The organism is Paenibacillus farraposensis (assembly GCF_020736845.1).
GTDB classification, from domain to species: Bacteria; Bacillota; Bacilli; order Paenibacillales; family Paenibacillaceae; genus Paenibacillus; species Paenibacillus farraposensis.
This window is the reverse complement of record NZ_JAFFQR010000008.1, coordinates 117,100-140,683: the sequence shown is the minus strand read 5'-3', so window position 1 is coordinate 140,683 and position 23,584 is coordinate 117,100. Positions and strand designations below refer to the sequence as shown.

General features: G+C 46.8%; 21 protein-coding genes and 2 pseudogenes. 17 read left to right on the top strand and 6 right to left on the bottom strand.

The window, feature by feature from the left end:
• Positions 1-95 precede the first annotated feature (95 nt).
• Positions 96-698 carry a nitroreductase family protein gene (locus JO375_RS01675; protein ID WP_229522833.1) on the top strand — a complete coding sequence of 201 codons (603 nt, stop codon included), beginning with the start codon at positions 96-98 and terminating at the stop codon, positions 696-698.
• A 159-nt stretch (positions 699-857) separates the two neighbouring features.
• Here the strand turns inward: JO375_RS01675 and JO375_RS01670 are convergent, their stop codons facing one another.
• The gene (locus JO375_RS01670; protein WP_229522832.1) at positions 858-1,157 is read right to left on the bottom strand and encodes a hypothetical protein; all 300 of its coding nucleotides are present in this window, start codon (positions 1,155-1,157) and stop codon (positions 858-860) included.
• A gap of 144 nt (positions 1,158-1,301) precedes the next feature.
• A complete protein-coding gene (locus JO375_RS01665; protein WP_229522831.1) occupies positions 1,302-1,622 on the bottom strand; it encodes a winged helix-turn-helix transcriptional regulator in 321 nt (106 codons plus the stop codon).
• A 281-nt stretch (positions 1,623-1,903) separates the two neighbouring features.
• Here JO375_RS01665 and zwf point away from each other — a divergent pair, with 281 nt between their 5' ends.
• From zwf to JO375_RS01625, 8 genes are all read left to right on the top strand, one after another.
• Positions 1,904-3,406: a glucose-6-phosphate dehydrogenase gene (gene zwf, locus JO375_RS01660; protein WP_229522830.1), complete on the top strand. Its 1,503-nt coding sequence runs from the start codon at positions 1,904-1,906 to the stop codon at positions 3,404-3,406.
• 48 nt (positions 3,407-3,454) lie between these two features.
• Complete coding sequence (gene gnd, locus JO375_RS01655; protein WP_229522829.1) at positions 3,455-4,348, top strand: phosphogluconate dehydrogenase (NAD(+)-dependent, decarboxylating); 894 nt, start codon at positions 3,455-3,457, stop codon at positions 4,346-4,348.
• A gap of 148 nt (positions 4,349-4,496) precedes the next feature.
• The gene (locus tag JO375_RS01650; protein WP_229522828.1) at positions 4,497-5,171 is read left to right on the top strand and encodes an SOS response-associated peptidase; all 675 of its coding nucleotides are present in this window, start codon (positions 4,497-4,499) and stop codon (positions 5,169-5,171) included.
• A gap of 378 nt (positions 5,172-5,549) precedes the next feature.
• Positions 5,550-6,758, top strand: coding sequence for an MFS transporter (locus JO375_RS01645; RefSeq protein WP_229522827.1), 1,209 nt, complete (start codon positions 5,550-5,552; stop codon positions 6,756-6,758).
• Between the two features lie 54 nt (positions 6,759-6,812).
• Positions 6,813-7,271, top strand: a complete 459-nt coding sequence (locus JO375_RS01640; RefSeq protein ID WP_229522826.1) for an OsmC family protein — start codon at positions 6,813-6,815, stop codon at positions 7,269-7,271.
• Positions 7,272-7,327: 56 nt separating this feature from the next.
• Complete coding sequence (locus JO375_RS01635; protein WP_229522825.1) at positions 7,328-8,413, top strand: lactonase family protein; 1,086 nt, start codon at positions 7,328-7,330, stop codon at positions 8,411-8,413.
• 370 nt (positions 8,414-8,783) lie between these two features.
• Positions 8,784-8,939 carry a hypothetical protein gene (locus JO375_RS01630; protein WP_229522824.1) on the top strand — a complete coding sequence of 52 codons (156 nt, stop codon included), beginning with the start codon at positions 8,784-8,786 and terminating at the stop codon, positions 8,937-8,939.
• A 173-nt stretch (positions 8,940-9,112) separates the two neighbouring features.
• Complete coding sequence (locus JO375_RS01625; RefSeq protein WP_229522823.1) at positions 9,113-9,622, top strand: hypothetical protein; 510 nt, start codon at positions 9,113-9,115, stop codon at positions 9,620-9,622.
• 107 nt (positions 9,623-9,729) lie between these two features.
• Here JO375_RS01625 and JO375_RS01620 read toward each other — a convergent pair whose 3' ends face one another.
• Positions 9,730-10,356 carry an FMN-dependent NADH-azoreductase gene (locus JO375_RS01620; protein ID WP_229522822.1) on the bottom strand — a complete coding sequence of 209 codons (627 nt, stop codon included), beginning with the start codon at positions 10,354-10,356 and terminating at the stop codon, positions 9,730-9,732.
• A 286-nt stretch (positions 10,357-10,642) separates the two neighbouring features.
• Between JO375_RS01620 and murI the strand changes: the two genes are divergently transcribed.
• The 5 genes and pseudogenes from murI to JO375_RS01595 form a co-directional block, all read left to right on the top strand.
• The gene (gene murI / locus JO375_RS01615) at positions 10,643-11,446 is read left to right on the top strand and encodes a glutamate racemase (protein WP_229522821.1); all 804 of its coding nucleotides are present in this window, start codon (positions 10,643-10,645) and stop codon (positions 11,444-11,446) included.
• A 94-nt stretch (positions 11,447-11,540) separates the two neighbouring features.
• Positions 11,541-12,392, top strand: coding sequence for an aminoglycoside phosphotransferase family protein (locus tag JO375_RS01610; protein WP_229522820.1), 852 nt, complete (start codon positions 11,541-11,543; stop codon positions 12,390-12,392).
• 14 nt (positions 12,393-12,406) lie between these two features.
• The gene (gene fosB / locus JO375_RS01605; protein WP_229522819.1) at positions 12,407-12,829 is read left to right on the top strand and encodes a metallothiol transferase FosB; all 423 of its coding nucleotides are present in this window, start codon (positions 12,407-12,409) and stop codon (positions 12,827-12,829) included.
• 65 nt (positions 12,830-12,894) lie between these two features.
• Entirely contained in the window at positions 12,895-13,902 is a 1,008-nt protein-coding gene (locus JO375_RS01600) for an MATE family efflux transporter (protein ID WP_229522818.1), read from the top strand.
• Positions 13,903-14,036: 134 nt separating this feature from the next.
• Positions 14,037-14,584: pseudogene (locus JO375_RS01595) on the top strand (S8 family serine peptidase); the annotation flags it as partial.
• A 157-nt stretch (positions 14,585-14,741) separates the two neighbouring features.
• Here the strand turns inward: JO375_RS01595 and budA are convergent.
• The gene (gene budA / locus JO375_RS01590; protein ID WP_229522817.1) at positions 14,742-15,500 is read right to left on the bottom strand and encodes an acetolactate decarboxylase; all 759 of its coding nucleotides are present in this window, start codon (positions 15,498-15,500) and stop codon (positions 14,742-14,744) included.
• A 76-nt stretch (positions 15,501-15,576) separates the two neighbouring features.
• Positions 15,577-17,274 (bottom strand): acetolactate synthase AlsS, encoded by a 1,698-nt coding sequence (gene alsS, locus JO375_RS01585; protein WP_229522816.1) that lies wholly within the window; start codon positions 17,272-17,274, stop codon positions 15,577-15,579.
• A gap of 522 nt (positions 17,275-17,796) precedes the next feature.
• Between alsS and uxaC the strand changes: the two genes are divergently transcribed.
• The 3 genes from uxaC to JO375_RS01570 all read left to right on the top strand — a co-directional run bounded on the left by uxaC (position 17,797) and on the right by JO375_RS01570 (position 21,868).
• Positions 17,797-19,221, top strand: a complete 1,425-nt coding sequence (gene uxaC, locus JO375_RS01580; protein WP_229522815.1) for a glucuronate isomerase — start codon at positions 17,797-17,799, stop codon at positions 19,219-19,221.
• A 149-nt stretch (positions 19,222-19,370) separates the two neighbouring features.
• Positions 19,371-20,771, top strand: coding sequence for a glycoside-pentoside-hexuronide (GPH):cation symporter (locus JO375_RS01575; protein ID WP_229522814.1), 1,401 nt, complete (start codon positions 19,371-19,373; stop codon positions 20,769-20,771).
• Positions 20,772-20,863: 92 nt separating this feature from the next.
• Positions 20,864-21,868, top strand: a complete 1,005-nt coding sequence (locus JO375_RS01570; RefSeq protein ID WP_229522813.1) for a LacI family DNA-binding transcriptional regulator — start codon at positions 20,864-20,866, stop codon at positions 21,866-21,868.
• A 101-nt stretch (positions 21,869-21,969) separates the two neighbouring features.
• Here the strand turns inward: JO375_RS01570 and JO375_RS01565 are convergent.
• Positions 21,970-23,473 (bottom strand): annotated as a pseudogene (locus tag JO375_RS01565) (thiamine pyrophosphate-dependent enzyme); the annotation flags it as partial.
• Positions 23,474-23,584 lie beyond the last annotated feature (111 nt).

The following is a 23,584-nucleotide window of genomic DNA, read 5'->3' as shown; positions in this document are numbered from 1 at the left end:
CTGGTAATATTTTTAAAAAATCTCTTGACATTAAGATATATATATTATACATTTGGTTACGAAAAGTAATTAAATTTTCTCAGGAGGTAACAAAAATGTCCAAAGACTTTTTCACAGCTCTGAAAGAAAGACGTTCCTATTATGGTATTAGCAAAGAACAAGTAATCTCTGATCAACGGATTCAAGAGATTGTAGAGGAAGCTGTGAAATATACACCGACCTCTTTTAACTCTCAAACTTCACGCGCAGTGGTATTGCTCGGAGAGCATCATGACAAACTGTGGAATATTACGGAGAACATCTTGCGTGAGGTTGTAGGCAACGAGGAGCAGTTTAAGTCTACTGCTGAGAAAATGAATGGCTTCCGCAGCGGCTACGGAACCGTGCTGTTCTTTGAAGACAACAATGTTGTAGCTGGACTGCAGCAACAATTTGAAGCATATGCAGACAATTTCCCGATCTGGGCCAACCAATCCAACGGTATGCTGCAACTCGTTGTATGGACAGCTCTGGAGCAAGAAGGACTCGGGGCATCCCTTCAGCATTACAACCCTCTGATCGACGAAAAAGTGAAAAATGAATGGAACATCCCTGAGCACTGGAAACTGATTGCTGAAATGCCATTCGGCAAACCAACCTTCCAACCTGGCGATAAAGAATTCCAGCCTATTGAAGAACGCGTAAAAACGTTTAAGTAAGACCCTACTTTGAATAGAAATTGGCTATAAAAAATGACCTCATCCTCCACTTTACCGTGGGTTTTGAGGTCATTTTTGGGATGTTCCCGTTTAAGTGCAACCCAAATACCGCAGCTTTAGGAGCTGCGGCTATAAGGATGGATGTGTATCTGTCTCAGACTAAAGGGCGAAGCGCTTTAATTGATCGCTTATGCCGTACTTACGTAAAATTTCCGTTTGTTTGCTGCCGATCAGATCAAAATGAGGATAGGGCTGACGCTGATGGATATATCGGGGGTTCAAGCCGTTATTGCCGCACCACAAACGCAGCTTGTCCAAATCAGAGCACCCTACCTTGGTGACCGTCGTATTTCCCGGGAAACGATCATCCAGCCAGTAATGCGTCAGAAACGCAATTTCACCGCGACTGACCTCTCGTTTCCAGGCGGCAAGCTCCTGTCGGTTAATGCCAAATGCCATCTGTCTCATCCTTTCCCGGCTCATTCCCCAAAATCATGGATTGTCACGTAAAAGTGCCAGTTTTTTCGTACCATCGCTTGTATGATGATCCTTGCCGGAACACACAATAACAGGAGATCGTGTATGACGATCTCCTATTCGCGGTTAAAGCCATCTTTCGGCCCAGATCTCTACACCATTCAATGCATCACCCAGCTCTTTCCCTTTGCGTGTCAGACAATACTCGGTACGCACAGGCCGTTCGGCGATGACATTGCGAAGGATCAGACCGGAAAGCTCTAATTCCTTGATGCGTTCGTTCAGCATACGTTTGCTAAGATCAGGTATAGAGGCATGAATTTCACTGAATCGTTTGGGATGTTCCATCAAAGTATGAATGATGAGAGCGGTCCATTTTTTGCTGATGATCTGAAAGGATTGTTCAACCTTACCACACAAAAGCTTGGGCTGCCTGTCGTCGCTCATCTGAATCCCCTCAATTTCATTGTTTGTTTTAAACAGTATACTAAAAGTAACTCCGTATACCAATAGTAACTATAACATGTTAGAGCAACTGTAACATTTTTTCACTTTCCTTTTGTCAATCATACCATAGAAAACGTTATCATAGCAGTATATATCCAATGTTCACGATTTCGCTGAAATTTGATTGACTTTCCCCTTATTTTGGGTGTATTATGGGTTGCGTTAATTCTGCAGGTAACTTTTAATAACCTCATCTTTAAAATGGGAAGAAGGAATAATTCATGGATTCAATGACTTTTGTCTTGTTTGGAGCGACAGGGGATTTGGCAAAACGCAAAATTTACCCTGCCTTGTATAATTTGTTTGTAGAAGGTAAAATTCCGGCTTCCTTTTCTGTCATTGGGATGGGGCGCCGTGAAGTGGCTGACGAGCAGTTTCAAAGTAATGTAGAGCAATCCATTAAGGATTTTTCCAGACAGGTGAATGATGATCGTGCACAGATGGATCAATTTTTGAGTGCTTTCCGCTATTGCGCTTTGAACGTTAATCATCCGCAAGATTATAAAAATCTGCTGCAACTTGCTGAGCAACGCGAAAATGACTTGGGAATTCCGGGGAACCGCATGTTTTACTTATCGGTGGCGCCGGAATTTTTTGATGTGATCGCTCTCAATATTCGGGAAAGTGGTTTGGCCGAAACCAAGGGCTGGAAACGACTCATTATCGAAAAACCGTTTGGGCACGATCTGGAATCGGCCCGTGAGCTTAATGATCGCTTGAGCAGAACATTTGCCGAGGATGAGATTTATCGCATTGACCATTATTTGGGCAAGCCAATGGTGCAGAACCTGGAAGCCTTGAAATTTGCTAATCCATTACTCCAGGGGGTATGGAACAATCAGTACATTGCCAATGTACAAATTACCGCTTCTGAGATCGTGGGGGTTGAGGAGCGCGCAGGATACTACGATCATTCCGGAGCGATTCGTGACATGGTACAAAATCACATGCTGCAGGTGCTGATGATGGCAGCCATGAACAAGCCTGCGCATGTAACCGCTGATCAGGTGCGTGACGAAAAAACCAAAGTTATGCAGGCGCTCCGTCCACTTGATCCTTCGGATATCGCCTCCAGCGTGGTTAGAGGGCAGTATACGAGCGGTGAGATTAACGGAACCGCAGTTCCTTCCTATAAAGAAGAACCGGGAATTGCGCCTGATTCGCAAAATGATACATTTATCTCTGCTCGTCTATGGATTGACAATGAGCAGTGGTCAGGTGTGCCATTTTATATTCGCACCGGTAAACGCATGAAAGAAAAATCCACACGTATTGTTGTGGAGTTCAAAAAAGACAGCACAGATCCATATGCTGCTCAAGGGCAGTCATCTGAAGCAAACTTACTTGTTATTCATGTGAATCCGGATGAAAAGATAACCCTGCGTCTGAACAGTAAAGACCCGCTGGATAATGGTCATCTGGAAACCGTTCTGATGAACTATAATACCGATGATAAGGATGTACCGGAAGCTTATGAGCGCCTTATCTTTGATGCGCTGCGCGGCGATTCCACCTTCTTCGCTCACTGGAATGAAGTCGAGCTTTCTTGGATGTGGGTACAACCCGTACTGGAAGCTTTTGCACGTGGGGAGGTTCCGCTTCACATCTATGCAGCAGGCTCTTATGGTCCGAAAGCCTCGGATCAATTGTTACAGGAACAGGGCTTTGCCTGGTGGCTTGACCAAAAGTCAGAAAGTGCTGAAAAAGCAGTTGTTCGCGCTTAATCATTAGCAGGTTACAATATAATTTTGCTACGGCAGGAGGCCTTTACAATGCAAATTGGACTAATTGGTTTGGGAAAAATGGGCTTGAATCTCGGCAGAAACCTGATCGATCATAAGCATGAAGTGGTTGCTTATGACGTGAATGCAGCAGCGATTCAAGAATTGAAGGAGTATGGCGCTACAGGTGCTTCTACATTAGAGGAGCTTGTTCAAGCTACACAATCTCCGAGAGTGCTGTGGATTATGGTTCCCCATCAAATTGTGGATACTGTGTTGGATCAGCTTCAACCGTTACTGTCCAAAGGAGACATCATTATTGAAGGCGGCAACTCTCATTACAAGGAGTCCATTGCTCGTCATACCCGTCTGAAAGATCACGGCATCAGCTTCATGGATGCAGGAACTTCCGGCGGTATGGAAGGCGCGCGTCATGGCGCTTGTTACATGGTCGGCGGCGATCCGGAAGCATGGGCAGTGGTTGAACCCATTTTCCGCGATACAGCGGTGGAAAATGGCTATCTGTATGCTGGTAAATCCGGCAGCGGACATTTTCTCAAAATGGTTCATAACGGTGTGGAATACGGTATGATGGCTTCTATTGGTGAAGGCTTTGAAGTACTGGAAAAAAGCAACTTTGAATTTGACTATGAGCAAGTAGCGCGTGTTTGGAACAACGGGTCCGTTATTCGCTCCTGGCTGATGGGCTTGACTGAACGTGCCTTTTCCAAGGATGCGAATTTGGATGAAATCCGTGGTGTTATGCACTCTTCCGGTGAAGGCAAATGGACCGTTGAAGAAGCACTGGATCTTCAGGCGGCCACTCCTGTCATTGCTTTGTCCCTGCTGATGCGTTACCGCTCTCTGGATACAGATACGTTTAACGGTAAAGTAGTTGCTGCGCTTCGCAATGAGTTCGGCGGTCACGCAGTTGAAAAGAAATAAAACCGATCTCAGGTAGTATGTATCCCCGTAGCTGCACAGGCTGCGGGGATATTGTTATATGCTCTTGCCATGCGCTTTTGCACGGTATGCATATTTTTCCTTGTATGTTCGCACAATAATTGAAAAAAGGCGGAAGGAAGAAGCGCATATGTGCAAAAGATTTTCGTTATCGGCTGATCTGGATGAGGTAAGGGATCACTTTGGCATACAGCGAGTGATGTATTATTACAAAACACGTTATAACATGAGTCCCACCCAGTATATCCCTATCGTGCTGCATCAGGATGGAGAACGGGTGCTTGATGAATTCCGTTGGGGGTTTATCCCGTACTGGGGAAAGGATTGTGTCAACGCCGATTTCAATACGGTTCGCGTTAATCCGAGCTATCGCAAAATGGTCGAGACCCGGCGCTGCATCATTCCTTGCAACGGGTTTTTTTATTGGAGAAAATTAGGCAAACGCATATGTGCTGTGCGAGTGGTGCTGCCGAAGCAGAAAATGTTTGCGGTCGCAGGCTTATACGAAATATGGCAGGATAGCCGCAAGGAGCCGCTGCGCACCTGTTCGATGGTGATGGTTCAGGCTAATAGCCATATACGTGAGTTCAACAGTCGTATGCCGGCTATTCTGGAACCCGAGCATATCGATTCATGGCTGAATCCATCCATTCAGAATGTCGGGGATTTGCTGCCGTTACTGAACACATATGAGCATGGCGATATGAGCATTTACCCGGTCACCCCGCTGGTGGCCAATGATGAACATGATAACCGCGAATGCATTCAGGAAATGGACTTGCAACTTTCCTGGATCAAACCTTAAATGCATGAAGATTTTTCATTCACCAAGATCATAAGCTGCCCGCCGCCTGCATAGGTATGTATTGGGGAACAAGTGTCATCAGTCCGGGGAGAGGGGAAACGGCCGAAGGAGTATCTCATATGGGATGGAGGCGTTTGGAATGAGCAACGATACACTCATCCAGCTGCTGGTGCTCATGGTGACGATCATCGGTCTGGTTCATAACCGGTAAGCGACAGGTTCCGAAAAGGCGGGAGAATTGCCGAAGGCAATCTTCCGTTTTTTTTGCGTTAAAATACTCGCAGACTGACGAGGCTTGCGATACAATAGAGGCTAGGCTACAGGTGACAAGACATTTGAATATACATCTGTATACATACATTTAAGGGAGAGCGAATCATGAGTGAATTAACTTCATTACCACCAGCCAAAAAAAGAAAGCTGCTATTCAGCGCGGGGCTCAGTTGGCTTTTTGATGCCATGGATGTAGGGCTGCTTTCATTTATAGTGGCAGTACTGGCGAAGGAGTGGCATCTGGACTCTGAGCAAATTGGCCTGCTGACGGCGATGAATTCCATCGGAATGATGTTTGGGGCCGCTTTGGCCGGGATTTTAGCTGATCGTTATGGCAGGCGCGCCATATTAGTGTGGACGCTGCTTATCTTTTCCATTGCCAGCGGCCTGTCTGCTTTAGCAACAGGGCTCGGCATGCTGCTGGTATTGCGTTTTATCGCCGGGGCAGGTTTGGGCGGGGAGTTGCCTGTAGCCTCGACGCTGGTGTCGGAATCAGTGCCTGTGAGAGAGCGCGGCAGAGCCGTTGTATTGCTGGAAAGCTTCTGGGCGGCAGGCTGGATTCTTTCGGCGCTTATTGCCTATTTTGTTATTCCAAAGTATGGTTGGCAAATGGCCTTTATTCTCGGTGCAGTCCCTGCGCTGTATGCGCTGTATTTACGCAAGGCGGTTGAGGATTCACCGCGTTACAAGCAGCAAAGCGCCAAGCCTCCGTTACGTGAACGTCTGGCTTCGATTTGGTCAGGGGCAAACCGCAGGTCTACGCTAATGCTATGGATTTTATGGTTTACGGTTGTATTTTCCTATTACGGCATGTTCCTGTGGCTGCCAAGCATGATGTTCATGAAAGGATTCGAGCTGGTTAAAAGCTTTGAGTACGTTCTGATCATGACGCTTGCCCAATTGCCAGGCTACTTTACCGCTGCGTATTTGATTGAAAAGCTGGGCCGCAAATTCGTACTGATTCTCTACTTATTGCTGACAGCGGTATCAGCGATCTGGTTTGGTACCTCGGAGACGGCAGGAATGCTGCTGGCAGCCGGGATTTGCTTGTCCTTTTTCAATCTCGGCGCGTGGGGAGCAATGTATGCCTATACCCCTGAATTGTATCCGACAGCAGCCCGTTCAACCGGTGTGGGCATGGCGGCTGCATTTGGACGCATCGGTGGCGTCATCGGGCCTTTTGTGGTCGGAATACTGGTCAGACAAGGTGTTACCTTGCCAGTCATCTTTGCCATTTTCTTCGTAGCGATCCTGATCGGAGCGGCGGCAGTAGGGGTGCTGGGTACCGAAACCAAAAATCAGGAGATTGATTAACTTTACATTCACCTGTGTAAAGATTCATAATACAAGAGAGGGGAGTGACCTGAAGTGGAGCATACCTTTCTGCTCAAGGCAGACTGGAACGGGGGGCGCAACAGCGACGGCCGCATTGAAGCCGGCCAGCTGCGGACGGCGATTTCGATCCCTGCTGAGATGGGCGGCCCCGGTGTAGGGACCAATCCGGATGAAATGCTGCTCGGTGCTGCCGCGACCTGCTACTTGATTACCCTGGCGGCGATGATGGAGCGTGCCAGTCTTCCGGTGGCATCACTGGCGCTGGAATCCGAAGGGATTGTCGATGTAACGAACAACATTTTTACATATCGCCAAATCGTGCATCGCCCACGGGTTCAACTGGCCGCTGGTGCGTCAGAACCGCAAATCGAACAAGCATTGCGACTGACACAGCAGGCAGAAACATCCTGCATGATCTCGCGTGCCGTTGCGGGAAACGTGGCTTTGTCTACAGAGCCTGTTGTGGAACGCGCCTCTTCAAGCGAAATTTAGACCAGAAGCAATCATTCCAATTGCCCGCTATTCTCTAATTCAAGGAGGACACAACCATGAATGCACAACAAAAATTGCTCGTATTCGCAGGCTCTTACGCCGAATTGGAAGGCAACGGAGTGTATGCGTACACTTTTAATGAAGAGACTGGTGAACTTACACTTCAGGATGAGTTCTCCGGATTGAAAAATCCTACATTCCTGAATGTGGACGTCAAAAATCGGAAGCTGTATTCCATCGGCGAGACGATTTCGGCTAACGGAGCGAAGGTAGGCGAAGCGGCTGCTTTTGAAATTGACCCGGTCAAGGGAACATTTGCATTGCTCAACCGCGCCGAAAATGTCAGCTCCACGACTTGCCACATTCAGCGTGATCCATCTGACCGTTACCTTATCGTCGTCAGCTACCACGGAGGTATGGTGGGACTGGTGTCTCTGACCGAGGACGGACGGATCGGCGAACTGCTGGATGTCAAGCAGCATGAAGGAAAAGGAGCGCATCCTGAACGTCAGGATCGTCCACATCCTCATTCCAGCTTCTTCAGTCCTGACGGCCGCTTCCTGTTCGTGCAAGATCTGGGCCTGGACCTGATCCGCGCTTACACCATTGATGCTAGCAGAGGCCAACTGGTATTCCATGGAGAAACCAAAACCCATGCAGGTGCAGGCCCACGCCACCTGACGTTTCATCCGAACGGCAAGTTTGCATTTGTCATTAATGAAGTGGATTCTTCCATCACTTCCTTTGCATATGATGCAGAGGCTGGCAAGCTGACTGAGATTGAAAGCGTATCGACATTGCCGTCTGATTTTACTGATGAAAATACCACCGCTGAAATTGCTATTTCAAAGGATGGTGCTTATCTGTACGGCTCCAACCGTGGACATGACAGCATCGTGGTATATGCTGTAGACGGAGCTACTGGCAAGCTGAGCCTGGTAGAGCATGTATCCGCCGAGGGCGAGCATCCGCGCCATTTTGCTTTGACTCCAAGCGGGGAACATTTGCTGGTGGCAAACCGTGACACCAACAACATTGTTACCTTCAAAGTGGACAAGACGAGCGGACGCTTGACCTACACCGGACAACAAGTGACCGTGTCCAAGCCTGTATGTGTGCAGCCTTTTTACTTTTCCGTGTAAAGTGATAAAGTAACAGTATGCGGCTCATGACCGCTATGAGGACGGATTATTCTTCCGATGGCTGTTACCCCCGGATTTCATGATTGTATGTTAGGTGACCATTCACTTTTAGTCAGGATTAAAAGAATTTGTGCATATACGATGGTTTCAGTGATTCACCAAGAATAGAGGATTTTTATAAAACGGTTCGTAGATTATTCTGCGACCGTTTTTTATTTTATGCTCAGTCGTTTTGATGAGGTTATAACCTAACCTAACCTACGAAAGTAATCTAGAATTTTAAGATCACAAATAAGATACGAATAAACTCGGCGGGGAAAGGGTACATATGTTATAAGCAGAACAGTTATGATTTATAGGGGGGATTTACATGAGAATTATCATTACACAAAAGGAAGCCGTCGACAAAGGAATCTGGACCGAGATTATGGGAATGTTCGGTGTAATTAAAGAAGATGAGGTATGGCCAAATGAGGAGTTTATTCTCACCGAGGAACAAGCACGTCAGGTCGGTTTGTTAAGTTGACGAGAAGCAGCTGGACATGTTATCAAGTTTTAAGACCAAGTCTTAAAAAATCGTAACTTCTTTTTTATGTATCTGATACACTTTTTAACTTTATAACGTTTATGATGGGTATATAAGGCTAATGAAGCTTACAGACACCGTATATATACCCAGACGGTAAGGAGAGATCAGACATGATGAGATTAGCTTCGAAATGGACAGTATTGGCTTTAATGCTAATGATGATGACGGCGGCAGGGGCCACAGCGCAAGGCTACACGCCCGTAACACCTGCTGAGAATCAGGAGACCGTATATATAAATCAAATGGAGATGCGTAACGGACAAATCTATTTGTCGGCTGATCCGATTGAATGGTATGAAGGTAAGGAAGCAGACAAGGCATTTTTGGAACATGAGGGAAATACAGGATTGGACGGAGCACCAGATGGCTATTATATCGTCAACAATTCCGTTCAAAATGATGTATATGAGGTTGCGCCGGATGCTTCGGTAGAGGTGCAACTTTATGATCACACCGGTCGTATGGAAGACATCGCTGTGAAATGGAATGAGTCGATTCCGCTGGGACAGTTTGAAAAAGATTTTGCCAAAAAAGATGTACTGGACCTCAGCCAATTTCCGTACCATGTGACGCTGCATGACGGCAAGATTGTTAAAATTGTACAGCAGTTCATTCCTTAATATACAAGGTAGTAGATAACCAACACGTGCTTTTATGTTATAACAAATAAAGAGGATATCCATCCCAAACAGGGTGCGGATATCCTCTTCTGTCCATATATATGGTATTAGAACGATTTTGCTGTTTCTACTGCATGTTGAACAGCAGATGCTACGATGTCTTGTGCTTGATCTGGAGCTTGGTTATGTCCTTCCAATACAACCTTCACGATATCTTTCACTCCGAAGAAGGACAGGATATTGCTCATGTAGTTCAAGGACATTTCAGCAGCCGCAGCCGGTCCTTCGGAATATACGCCGCCTCTTGCGTTCAACAGGACTACTTTTTTGTCAGTTATGAGACCAACAGGACCTTCAGCAGTGTATTTGAATGTTTTGCCAGCTTGGTTCAGGTAGTCAATGTACGTATGCAGCACTGCAGGAATCGTCATGTTCCAGAGCGGGAAAGCAAATACCACTTTGTCTGCTGCCAGGAATTGATCCAGGTAGCCATTGGCAATGTTAGCCAGGCGTGCTTCCTCAGCGTTCAGTTCCATGCCTCTAGCGGATTTGAACGTACCATTGATCATGTTGGCATTCAAGTAAGGCAACTCGACGGAGAATAGGTCCAGCTCTGTGATTTCATCAGATGGATGGGAAGACTTGTAGCTTTCCACGAAGGCATTATACAATTTAACAGTTGCAGATTCTTCAGCAGTACGGTCATTTGCTTTGACAAACAATACTTTAGACATGAAATATTTCCCCCTAAGTAGATGAATAAGTAAGTTTAGTAAGTAAGTTACCTCGCAATATTACAATATAAAGATAATTCCTGTCAACTCTTTGATATTAAATTAATTTTGAAAAGCTGCTTTATTTTTTACACTGCAAAAATAGTGTGTTTCTTTTGCAAATTATCAGTTTTGCGGTAAAATTTAAATATGAGCAGTTGAGTGGATGGATTAAATAGGTGAAAAATGAAGTTGCGACGCTGCCAGCAAGAAACGGTACAACAGTTGAACGAAAAAGGTGAGTAGCTTGAAAATTGGTTTTTTTGATTCAGGACTGGGTGGAATTACGGTATTATCCGAGGCGTTAAGACGGCTACCGAACGAGCGTTTTGTATACATGGCAGATACGCTGCATGTTCCTTACGGGACGAAAACACCGCAAGAAGTGTGCGGCTATGTCAAGGCTTCTGTACAAACGATTATGAAAGAAGAGGTCAAGGCATTGGTCATTGCCTGCAACACGGCTACGAGCATTGCAGTTGCGGAGCTGCGAAAAGAGTATTCTATTCCGATTATTGGCATGGAGCCGGCAGTGAAGCCTGCGGTAGAGATGAACCGGACGAATGGCAAAAGAGTTCTGGTGTTAGCCACACCGCTGACATTAAAGCAATCCGGTTATGCAGCACTGGTATCCAGAGTCGACGATCATGGAAGTGTGGACTCTTTGCCTTTGCCGGAGCTTGTGCAATATTGTGAGCAATTAAATTTTGACCGGACAGAATTGTCCGAGTATTTTAATCGCAAGCTGGCTTCGTTCAATCTGGAAATATATGGTACAGTTGTTTTGGGATGTACACATTATCCGTTTTATAAGGAAATTCTCAAGGAAGTGCTGCCTTCTCATATTCAGCTTATCGATGGAAGCCAAGGAACGGTCAGACGACTAAAGCAGGTGCTGTCCGAGCGTAATTTGCTGGCATCTCCGGTGAAAGCGGGCCAATCGCAGGAAGAGCATGTTACATTTCTATGTTCCAGCCAGGATGAAGCGTATATTCATAAGATGGAGCAGGCGCTTGAAATCTATACGGAGCATGAAAAAATATATTTGTAATTAGGGATAGTGCGGCTGGCGGAAAGGTTGGGTTAGAATGAATAATCCAAAGCGCCAGCCGCATGATGGATCAGATACGTGGGGGAGGTTTTACATGGACATTCAATTGATCCTGAATGAGCTTTATAAAGCAGGCGTGCTTGAAAGTCATATGCAAAAGCTCAAACCGCTGTCCGGGGGAACTTCGAGCGAAGTGGTTGCTGTCATGGATGGAACGAATCCGCGATATGTGATCAAGCAAAATGATCCAGCAATTATAGAAGCCGAAGCGGAATTTTTACATACTTATTTACGGATTGAGAAGCTGTCGCGATTGGTTTATGTAGATTCGTTGCATCGTTATCTGGTATATACGTTCAAGCAAGGGATCACTAAGCAATATGGTGGAACGAACAAAGCTGATTTGCTGGTCAGTCTGGCGACCGAAGTTATTGCACATTACAAGCCCCTTGGAGCGGAACGCCACTATGGATATCCAGACCATCCGTTTGTAGAATGGAGAGATCTTCTGCTGCATAGAATGAAGGAATCCGGAAAGATCATACAAGACGTTTTGCCCCAAGAGGATCATCATTTTGTCCATACACTTGTGGCCGGATTGCCACAACGGAATATTAAATATTTACTTCATGGCGACTTTGGAGTACATAATTTTGTGTTTGCTGAAAACGACACGTTGACGGGTATTATTGATCCTGATCCAATGGTGGGAGAACCTCTATATGATCTGATATACGCCTTTTGCTCTTCACCAGATAGCTTGACAGTCGATACCATTGTACCTGCGGCAGAGAAGCTTGGACCGGAGATGACAAGGGAATCTGAGCTGAACAGGGAAGTGCTGCAGGGATTATACTTTCGTATAGCTACCTGTATTCGGCATCATCCGGAAGATCTCGATCAAAATATAGAAGCGTGGACCTATTGGCTGAACGGGGTTCGCTGAAAGGAAGAGAGAATATGAACATACAAGGATGGAATCATATTTGCTTTTCGGTGTCAGATTTGGAGAAATCGATACATTTTTATCAACATGTACTAAATGGAAAACTGCTCGTCAAAGGACGTAAGCTGGCTTATCTTGACTGTCTGGGAATGTGGCTGGCTCTCAACGTGGAAGAGGATATCCCGAGAAATGAAATTCATCATTCCTATACGCATATTGCATTTTCGGTTGCGGAAGCGGATTTTGAGGATGTGCTTAACAAGCTGAAAACTTTCAATGTCACCATTTTGCCCGGCCGAGAACGAAATGAACAGGACAAAAGGTCGGTCTATTTTACAGATCCGGACGGTCATAAGTTTGAATTCCACACAGGACAATTGCAGGACCGCCTGGAATATTATAAAAATGAGAAGAAGCATATGACTTTTTATGAATGAGTAAGAGTTATCGATATTGATGTGTAAGTAATGATTGGGTCCGCATTTGGGAGGAATACAGGAGTATGTCACTGTCTCAGGAAAACGGTTCCAATCAAGTGAAAAACGTTAAAACGATGACGGTTTTCGTGATTACTTGGCCGATCTTTATAGAAATGCTGTTTCATATTTTGATGGGCAGCGTGGATACGTTCATGCTCAGCCATGTTTCAGACGAGGTTGTATCGGCTGTAGGGGTATCGAGGCAGTTGATTGAATTTACGATTATACTGTTCAATCTGCTTGGTCTTGGAGTAGGTGTCATCATTGCCCAGCTATTAGGTGCGCAAAAGCATGTGGATGCGAGCCGTGTTACGGCTTCAGCCTTAACCTTCAATCTGGTATTTGGTTTGACGCTGAGTTTGATGTTTATTATGAGCCGCGATTTCCTCCTTTCCTTTTACCATATTACTCCAACGATAAAGAAAAATGCCGAGATCTATATGATGCTGGCAGGAGGCTCGCTGTTTCTGGAAGCGCTAATGCTAACCGCAGGTCCGGTTATTCGCTCGCATGGTTATACCAAGGATACAATAATTGTGGGCATTGGTATGAATATTTTACACGTTGTGGGGAATGCGCTGCTTATTTACGGCTGGTTTGGGTTGCCGCAAATGGGAGTGGCGGGAGCGGCTATTTCAACAGTAGTTAGCCGAGCTGTAGCATGTATCTGGATTTTTATACTGCTGTACAAACGCGTAAGTGCGCCGATTCGCATTCAGTATTATGTACAGCTTCAATGGAGCAAGCTGGTGGCGATCCTGAAGATCGGTATTCCGGCGGGGCTGGAGTGGTTGTCTTATCAGCTTAGTCAAATGATGGTGACCCGGTTTGTCAGCTTTATGGGTACAACGGCGATCGCCACTCATTTTTATACGAATACGATTGTGCACTTTTTCATGGTATTCGGAATGGCGGTAGGCGAAGGGACAGAAATTATTGTTGCCCGCCTGATTGGAGCAGGAGACAAGGAAAAGGCGTTCTACAACAGACATTTTCCAAGAAAATGGTGGGGATGTCTGTTTTTTTCATAAATAAGCAAAATCAGGATGGAAAAACCTTTCAAAAGTTTCTAGAATATAGTAACCTCGGACGATATACTTCGTAGAGGGTTTCAAAGTTTCATAGACGGATGGTTTTCGACTGTATCCATGAAGGAGGGAATAGGATGGAACGTAAAGTGCATATCATTCCTTACCAAGTGATCAAGCAGGAGCAGCAAGTGAATGAAATATCGCGAGGTGTAGAGCTGATTCAGGTTCCTGCGGTATGGAATCAGACCCGAGGCCGAGGAGTGAAGGTGGCAGTGCTGGACACGGGCTGTGATTCGGACCATCCTGATTTGCAGGAGCGCATTATTGGCGGCCGGAATTTTACGCATGACGATGGAGGCGATCCGGAAATTTTCAAGGATTACAACGGTCACGGCACACATGTGGCAGGAACCATCGCGGCAGCCGAAAATGAGCGTGGTGTCGTGGTTGTCGCTCCAGAGGCGGATCTGCTTATTGTCAAAGTGCTGAACAAGGAAGGCTCCGGCCAATATGACTGGATTATTCAGGGCATCTATTATGCAATTGGCTACTCCGCATGTAGCCGGTGCATTGGCATTGATAAAGCAGCTGACGAATGCGAGCTTTACAACGTCATCTCACGGAGTCGGAGCTGTACGCACAGCTCATCAAGCGCACGATTCCTCTCGGCAGTTCGCCCAAGGCGTAAGCGGGCCGGAGTAAGAGCTAAAGCAACAATGTGTATACATGTTCATTTATCGCAAAAGATCACAGCCGGAGAGAAGCAAGCCTCTCTTCTCGACTGTGATCTTTTGCTGTCTAGCTATAGGCTACGTACCCTGGAGAGTGGCATGCCGCGATTATTGCGCACCTTCGGTAACAGCGATTTCCTTATCCAGGTCTTTTCTCGACAGGTTGGCATTCAAGTAATCCGGTGTATCTGGCAGCACCAGATGCAGATTGGATTTTTGACATATGCGGATGGTGCATTTTTCGACGACGACATCAAAGACATGGCCGCCTCCGGTACGTTCGTCGTTTATAAAATGAAGATGAAAACCGGCTACTCCGATGCCTTGGGCATATGCAGGTGTCCAGAAACCTGTAATGACACCGGAAGCTTCATTAAAAGTAAAGGTAGGCTGAGACTTGGTTACCTCAATAAAAGGTTTATAAGGCTTTACCTGGTGAGGAACGGTCCGTGTCTTTACTTCGCGGAAAGTGCCATCTATACGGAAGGCATAGAACATGTTGCGGCTTGGAAAAAGCTTGAGCAACAGGGCTTCCAGTTCTTCGCGACGCATAGGACGGTCAACCGTATATATGAAATCTTCACGAAAAAAGGTGACGGTGGAAAAGGGAGTGGTTTCTTCAGGTTTTACACGATGGGCCGTACCATCTGGGAATAAGTGGTAAAATTCACTATCAAACGCAATCATCTCACCATTGAGCTGGTCAAAGGTACCGAGCCCGAAATCTCCGTGTTTTTGCAGTTCCGCGAAGGAAACGACCCCGTCATATAGACCATCCAATAAAGCGAGCATGGTGGATGTTTGGTAAATATCATGATCAGTTTCCTGCTTGGTTTCCTGCTTGGTTTCTAGTTCTGCAACAGTCATAGTAACACACTTCCTTTTGTAATTGTATGCGTATATTTTCTTTCTTTTTCGATATTAAACAGATTTCTCATTCAGGTTAGTTTAATTGGTCAGGCAATAGTTTGCGTCCTAGCTGGATGTTATCCTGATAGTCAATCGGAACATCGACGACCACGGGGCCATCGGTACGGAGTGCCTGCTGCAATACACTTTCCAGTTCTTCAGGGCCATGTACACGCAAGCCGGTTGCCCCAAAGCTTTCAGCGTATTTCACAATATCTACGTCTCCAAATTCTACACCAGCTGTTCTGCCGTATTTAATCTTTTGCTGAAAAGCAACCATGTCGTAGGAGCCGTCTCTCCATACGATATGCACGAGCTGGGAGTTAAGACGTACAGCGGTCTCAAGTTCCATGGATGAAAAAAGGAATCCTCCGTCTCCCGAAATCGAAACGGCCTTTTGACCAGGGTTGATAAGTGTGGCAGCAATCCCCCAAGGTAGAGCCACGCCCAGCGTCTGCATCCCATTGCTGAACAGAAGGCGTCGCGGCTCATATGAGCGGAAATATCGGGCCATCCAAATGTAGTGTGAACCAACATCACAGGTGACCGTGACACGATCATCAATCAGGCTGCGCAATGTGCGTATGAAATGCAAGGGATGAATCAGGTAGTTGTTTTTGCGTGCAGGGACAGCAGCCTGGTCATCCAAGTCTTGCCGAAGGCGGTTCAATTGGGCACATGAGTCTTCCGACAGCTTCAATGTAGGTATTTCCTCTGCGAGACTGCTCACGATCAGGGCAATATCGCCGATAAGCTCGTAATCCGGCTGATAATCATGATCGATATCCGCCTGATGATCATCCAGATGGATGAGGGTTCGATTAGCAGGAACATTCCAGTTTTTAGGGTCGTATTCGATAGGATCATAACCAATCGTCAGTACCAGATCTGCGGCTTCAAGAAGCATGTCTCCCGGTTGATTGTGGAACAAGCCCACTCTCCCGAAATAGTGGCTTTCCAGTTCACGGGAAATGGCTCCGGCGGCCTGGAAAGTTTCGACGACAGGCAAATCAGTGCTTCTAATGAGCGCGCGGATAGCTGCTGTGGCTTCAGGAGTGCTGGCTTTCATTCCGAGGAGGAGGACGGGGAGCTTGGCTCTTTTGATTTGGCCTGCGACTTGTGTGATGAGCCCGGCCGGTGCGACTCCAAACTGTGGAAGGGAAAGCTTTTCAATAGCGGCAACTTCGGATGAAGAAGTCAACACGTCCTGCGGCAGACTGACAAAGGTTGCTCCAGGCTGTCCTGAGGTCGCAATCCGAAATGCATTGGTAATTGCTTCCGGTACATTATCAGGATGTTCTACTTCGACGCTATATTTGGTAATGGGTTCGAAAAGCCCCGCATTATCCATAGATTGATGTGTGCGTTTCAAGCGTTCAGATCTTGGGACTGCACCGGCGAGAGCAACGACGGGATCACTTTCCGCATTAGCGGTGACAAGTCCTGTCGCCAAATTCGATGCGCCTGGACCGGAGGTAACGAGACATACACCCGGTTTTCCGGTTAAGCGACCGACTGCGGCTGCCATGAAGGCGGCGTTTTGTTCATGACGGCATATAATTAATTCTGGACCACGGTCTTGAAGAATATCAAAAACGGAGTCAATTTTGGCACCAGGAATGCCAAAAATGTGCGTTACGCCTTGCTTGATCAAACAATCGACTACAAGGTCAGCTCCCTTCACATTGGTCTTTGCTTGGACATCTTGCACTTTTGTACTCAATGCAGTCACCTCTTCTTTTATCTTTGAAATACGATGAAATACTTTCAATGTAAAACAATGGATTCATATGTTAATTATAGTACAATAAATGGTATTTTCAAGGATGAAATTTTCTGAAAAGTAGCGAAAAATGTTGAAATCGCTTTCGGAGTTTTATTTTAAAAGGAACAATAAAAATTGCGGAATACAGTTCTTCATCAAATCGGGATCCAGAATAACAGAGCAGGGGAAGGCAGGCAGGTCTGTTTTTTGTACCCTCAGATAATAAAAATCACTTTCCTCTACAAAGGATAGCGGTTACAATGGAATTGTTGTTAACGTAAACATTAAATTAAACTGAAATATTCCAGGGCAATTCAGCAAGTGATATGACCAGCAGGAATCATCATATTGCTTCATCAACTTGTACACCAACGCAGCCTGTTAAACCATGCAGAATGCGATTTCTGAATAATAGGCATGCGAAATTTTAATTCTTGTTAACGTTAACAATTAGGTTGGAATAATGACTAGAGAAGGGATGAGAAGGGAATGGCTAAAGCATTTTTGGATGAAAACTTTTTGTTAAGCAATCCTACGGCTGAAATTTTGTATCATCAATATGCCAAGGATATGCCGATTATCGACTATCATTGTCATTTAAGTCCGCAGGAAATTTACGAAAATAAAAAGTTTCAGAACATTACGGAAGCCTGGCTGTATGGAGATCATTACAAATGGAGACTAATGCGGGCCAACGGGGTAGAGGAGCGCCTGATTACGGGGGATGCTGAAGATTATGACAAATTTTTGGCTTGGGCCAAAACTGTACCTACACTGATCGGCAACCCACTGTACCATTGGACTCATTTGGAACTTCAACGCTTTTTTGGTGTCTATGAACTGCTAAATGAACAGAACGCACCTGTGATTTGGGAAAAATTGAACCAAAAGCTGCAAGGACAGGGTTTTGGGGCACGTGACCTGATTGTGAATTCGAAGGTAACGGTGGTGTGTACCACGGATGATCCGACAGACCATCTTGAATACCATAAGCTAATCAGCAAATGGAGTGATTTTCCAGTCGCCGTATTGCCTAGCTTCCGCCCGGACAAAGCATTGGAAATTAATCGTGAAACATTCCAGCCTTGGGTGGCCCGGTTGGGTGAGGTCAGCGGATTGGATGTTTCCGGCTTTGAAGGATTTTTGAATGCGCTGGCAAGCCGGGTGCGCCATTTTCATGCAGCTGGAGGACGGGTATCCGATCATGCGCTGGATACTGTAGTTTATGAAGCAACGACACGGGAAGAAGCGGCAGCCATATACGACAAGGGGCGGAAGGAAGGTCATGTAACTCCACTGGAGGAGGCGAAATACAAATCATATGTGCTGGTATTCCTCGGCAGACAGTATGCGGAGCTTGGCTGGGCTATGCAGTATCACATTCACGCGCTGCGCAACAATAACACGGCCATGTTCCGGCATTTGGGACCGGATACCGGCTATGATTCCGTAAATGATGGCTCCCTCGCCCGCTCGCTGGCAGCACTGCTGGATGCGCAGGAACTGGCAGGAGGATTGCCGCGAACGATTTTGTATTCGCTTAATTCGGTTGATTATCCGGTGCTGGCAAGTCTCGCGGGCTGCTTCCAATCCGGTGGAAGCGTGGGAAAAATCCAGTTTGGTACTGCCTGGTGGTTTAACGACCACATCGAAGGCATGCAGGAGCAAATGAAGCTGCTGGCAAACTATGGAGTACTGTCCCGTTTTATCGGTATGCTAACGGATTCACGCAGCTTCCTGTCCTACACACGCCACGAATATTTTCGGCGCATTCTCTGTAATATGATCGGCAAGTGGGTTCAGGAGGGCAAGGCGCCTGAGGATCTGGAGCTGCTCGGAGCCATGGTACAAAATATTTGCTACCATAACGCCGAGCAATATTTTAATTTCCCGACAGTTGTTCATCACAAGTGATTCGGTTGTGTAAGGCAGCGGCTTGCAAGCTTCAAGCAGATGCACTTGTCAGGGAGCTGATTCAAGCTAACTGGCAAGTGCAATGAGACAGCAGCATAAGATCAAACAGACACGTGAAATAAATCACAAAATTAGAGAGGTGAGCAGGCATGGGTGTGCCTATCGTACAGGAGAGCGTCCAAGCTGACAACAAAACAGGCGGGCACATTAGTCTGAAAGAAAAGATTTCTTATGGTATGGGTGACTTTGGCAACGGATTCATGTTTGATTTGGGGCAGTTGTACCTGCTAAAATTTTTTACGGATGTGGCAGGCGTTTCGGCGGGAGCAGCCGCTGGCATTTTCCTGGTCAGCAAACTGTTTGCCGCTGTATGCGACCCGGTTGTCGGGTCCTTCATTGATTATCGCAAGCATATTGGGCTACGTGGGAAGTTTAGACCTTTTCTTATCTTTGGAAGCGTTATACTAGCTATTCTTACCGTCCTTACCTTTATTTCGCCCAATATTTCACCTACAGGCAAGCTCATTTACGCTTATGCGTCTTACATGATCTGGGGAATTGGCTATTCGATTGTCAACATCCCGTATGGCTCACTGGGCGCGGCCATTACGCAGGACACAACCCAGCGTGCCTCCTTGTCTTCTTTCCGCCAGGCGGGCTCGCTGGGTGCATTATTTGTAACCAGTATCATTGTCATGCCGCTTATTTTGCTGTTTCCCAATCATCATGTTGGATATCCGGTTGTAATGGGAATCATGTCATTCATTGGTGTAATCGCTTTCATCATATGTTATCTGGGCACGAAAGAACGTATTATCAGCCAATCTGGACCAAAGGAGAAGTTGTCGATCGGCGTTATCGTGCATACCTTTACGAATAACAAGCCTCTGCTGGTCCTTGTTTTTATGACGATTTTTACCATCTCTGCGTACAATATCAAGTCAGCACTGCTGATCTATTTTGCCGAATATAATTTGGGGCATGTAGAGCTAATGGCTTATATGAATTTTATTATTATCGGTTCGTCGCTGCTGGGTGTGTTGTTCCTGCCCAAGCTGGTGCGGCGATTTGGCAAGCGAAAAACCGCCGTACTCGGGATGCTGGTCAGTGTCATTGCCGATATGCTGAACTTTTTTATGCCTTCCAATGTATATATTTTCACTATTTTGGCCAGTATTTCGTTCATTGGTATTAGTATTCCGAACGGCGTGACCTGGGCATTTGTCTCCGACATCATTGATTACGGCGAATGGTCGTCCGGAGAGCGTAAGGAAGGAATTACCTACTCACTATTCAACTTTTCACGCAAGCTGGCTCAATCCTTGTCCGGTTTTCTATCAGGTATTGGTCTGGCGCTCATCGGGTATGTTCCGAATGTGGTGCAGTCCTCAGCAACCTTGCTTGGGATCAAGGCGTTGCTCTGCCTTTATCCGGCTGTTGCCCTGATGTTGGCGATGCTGATCATCGGTAAAATGTACACGCTGACTGACAGCAAACATAGTGAAATGGTTCAGGAATTACAGCGTCGACATGCGGAAAACCGCGTATAATTTGTGAAAGTCTTCTTTTCCGGGCGGCTCCTGTGGTATGGTGAGTATATAATTTTTTTAGAAGCCCTCACAATAGAAAGGATACGTCGTATATGGCAGCAACTATCAAAGACATTGCCAAATTGGCTAATGTTTCCCATACAACCGTCTCCCGGGCGCTTAACAATAGCCCGCTGATTAAAGAAGATACCAAGCGCAAAATTATGGAGCTGGCAGAGCAGCTGAATTATATTCCGAACGTTAACGCCAAAAGCCTTGTTCTCCAGCGCTCGCATACGATAGGCCTGTTTTTCACCAGTATTTCGGAAGGGACCAGCTCCAGCTTTTTTGCGGATACCATTCGCGGCGTAAATCGGGTCATCGGGGTGGATTACAATCTGTTTGTGCGGGGAATTGACGATTACACCGATTTTTCGGCGATTCACCGCAAGCGCTTTGATGGCATTATTCTGATGAGCCAAAGTGAAGCCGATAACCCGTTTATTTATCATGTGCTTGGTCAAGGCATTCCGCTTGTGGTGCTGAATCGGCAGGTGCCCGGAGCTGGCATTGTGAATATCATTTCCAATGATAAGGAAGGCTCCTACGAGGCGGTTTCCTTTCTCATTGAAAGCGGGCATGAACGCATCGCAATCATCGAAGGGGTAGAGGGCTTCAAGTCTACCCAGCAACGCCGCGAGGGCTTTATGAATGCGTTGATTGATCACGGTAAGCCGATCCGGCACGAATACATCGTACAGGGGCATTATGACACCGAAAGCGGAAGCCAGGCGATGAAGCGGCTGCTTTCCTTGCAGGAGCCGCCGACCGCGGTGTTTTGCTCTAATGATGATATGGCCATCGGCGCCATGAATGCAGTATTTGAAAACGGCTTGAAGGTACCTGAGGACGTGTCGGTCATTGGCTTTGACGACATTGGTTTCTCCATGTACACGACCCCGCCGTTAACGACGGTCAAAAGACCGATCGAGCAGATTAGTGCGCACGGAGCTGCCTGTATTCTTGAGCGAATCCAGTCACCGTCGAACGAGGGCGAGCTTATATTTATGGAAACTGCGCTCATGAAGCGGAGATCGACGGCAGAGAGACCGCGTTGAGTATCATTTCGAAAACAGACAGGCCGCAAAAAGGACAGGTCCAGTGCATCCAGCACTGCTTCCTGCCCTTTTTGGTCTGAATGCTTATGGTTTCGCCGTATTTAACGAAAGAGATTGGTTTTCCCCAGTTCAACAATCTCGTCGCCACGCCCGTTCAGCACCGCTTTCATCATCCCTGCCGGCTAAAATCAACCTTGCGCTTGCTTAAGGTTGATTTTAGGCCGCATAGATAGCTCTGACGGTTGACCACCACATCCACCACTACAGGCCCGTCATGGGCCAGTGCTTGCTGAATGGCCTCCTCCAGCATGGACGGATCTTCGACCCGGATGCCCATGAGCCCCATCGCTTGCGCGACAGCGCCAAAGTCAGGGTGCATCAGTTCAGTGCCGCTTTCCAGGAATCCGGCCGCCTTCATTTCCAGCTCGACAAAACCAAGGGCGCCATTATTGAAAATAATGACTTTTACAGGCAATTGATGCTGCTTCAGGGTAAGCAGATCGCCCATCAGCATCGTGAGTCCACCATCGCCCGAAAGGGAAATAACCTGCCGGCCAGGCTCCGCAGCCTGCGCGCCAATCGCCTGCGGCAGTTCATTAGCCATCGTACCATGATTGAAGGAACCGATAAGCCGCCGCTGACCGTTCATCTGCAAATAACGGGCTACCCACACCGTAGGCGTGCCGACGTCACAGGTAAAAATGGCATTGGCTTGAGCGGTATCGCTAATGATCTTGGTGAGGTATTGCGGATGGATCGGCGTATGCCCCGGCTTGCCGGCCGCCAGTTCATCCAGCTCCTTGCGGACCTTGACATAGCGGGAGACTGATTTCTCCAGATGCTGGCTATTATGTTTTGATGTCAAATGAGGAAGCAGCATCTCCAGCGTTGCCTTGATGTCTCCACATAAACCATAGGCTAGAGGAGTGCGTCTGACGAGGTGGGAAGGCTCTATATCCACCTGCAGCGCAATTGCATTTTCCGGATAAAATTGTCTGTATGGAAAGTCTGTTCCGAGCATGAGCAGGACGTCGCAATCCATCATCGCATGGTACCCGGAAGCGTATCCGATCAGTCCGGTCAAACCTGCATAATAAGGATTGTTATATTCCAGATATTTCTTGCCCCGCAGAGCAGACACCATAGGTGATTTGAGCTTGTCGCACAGCTGCATGAGCAACTCGTGAGATTGGGCGCAGCCTGCTCCGCATAATAAAGTGATACGCTCGCCTTTATTCAATACTCGGCCAGCCGGGAGATTTCGGAAGCTGATGGATGCAGGACAGGTACAGCGGGGTATTAGACATGCTCCGGGACGATGGCTTTCTCTGCTTCCAAAGCTGCTACATCGCCGGGAAGGACAATGACGGAGACACCTGAACGAGACACGGCCTGTTGAATGGCCATAGTTACGATTCTCGGAACCTGGCGCGGTGTCATAATCACCTCACAGAAGTGGCTGCATTCTCCGAAAAGACGCTCGGGATGTGTAGCCTGAAAGTATGCACTTCCGATCTCGTCGCTAGGAATATGGGCTGCAATCGCGAGCACAGGCAACCGGTTGCGGTGACAATCATACAATCCGTTAATCAAATGCAGGTTTCCGACCCGCTGGGAGGATAGTTAGCTTTAACCGTCTTGGATCAAAGAAACATCGGAAGCAGAGGGAAAGAAAGCGGACCGTTGTATATTTTTCCATGTTAACGTGTTCGTATT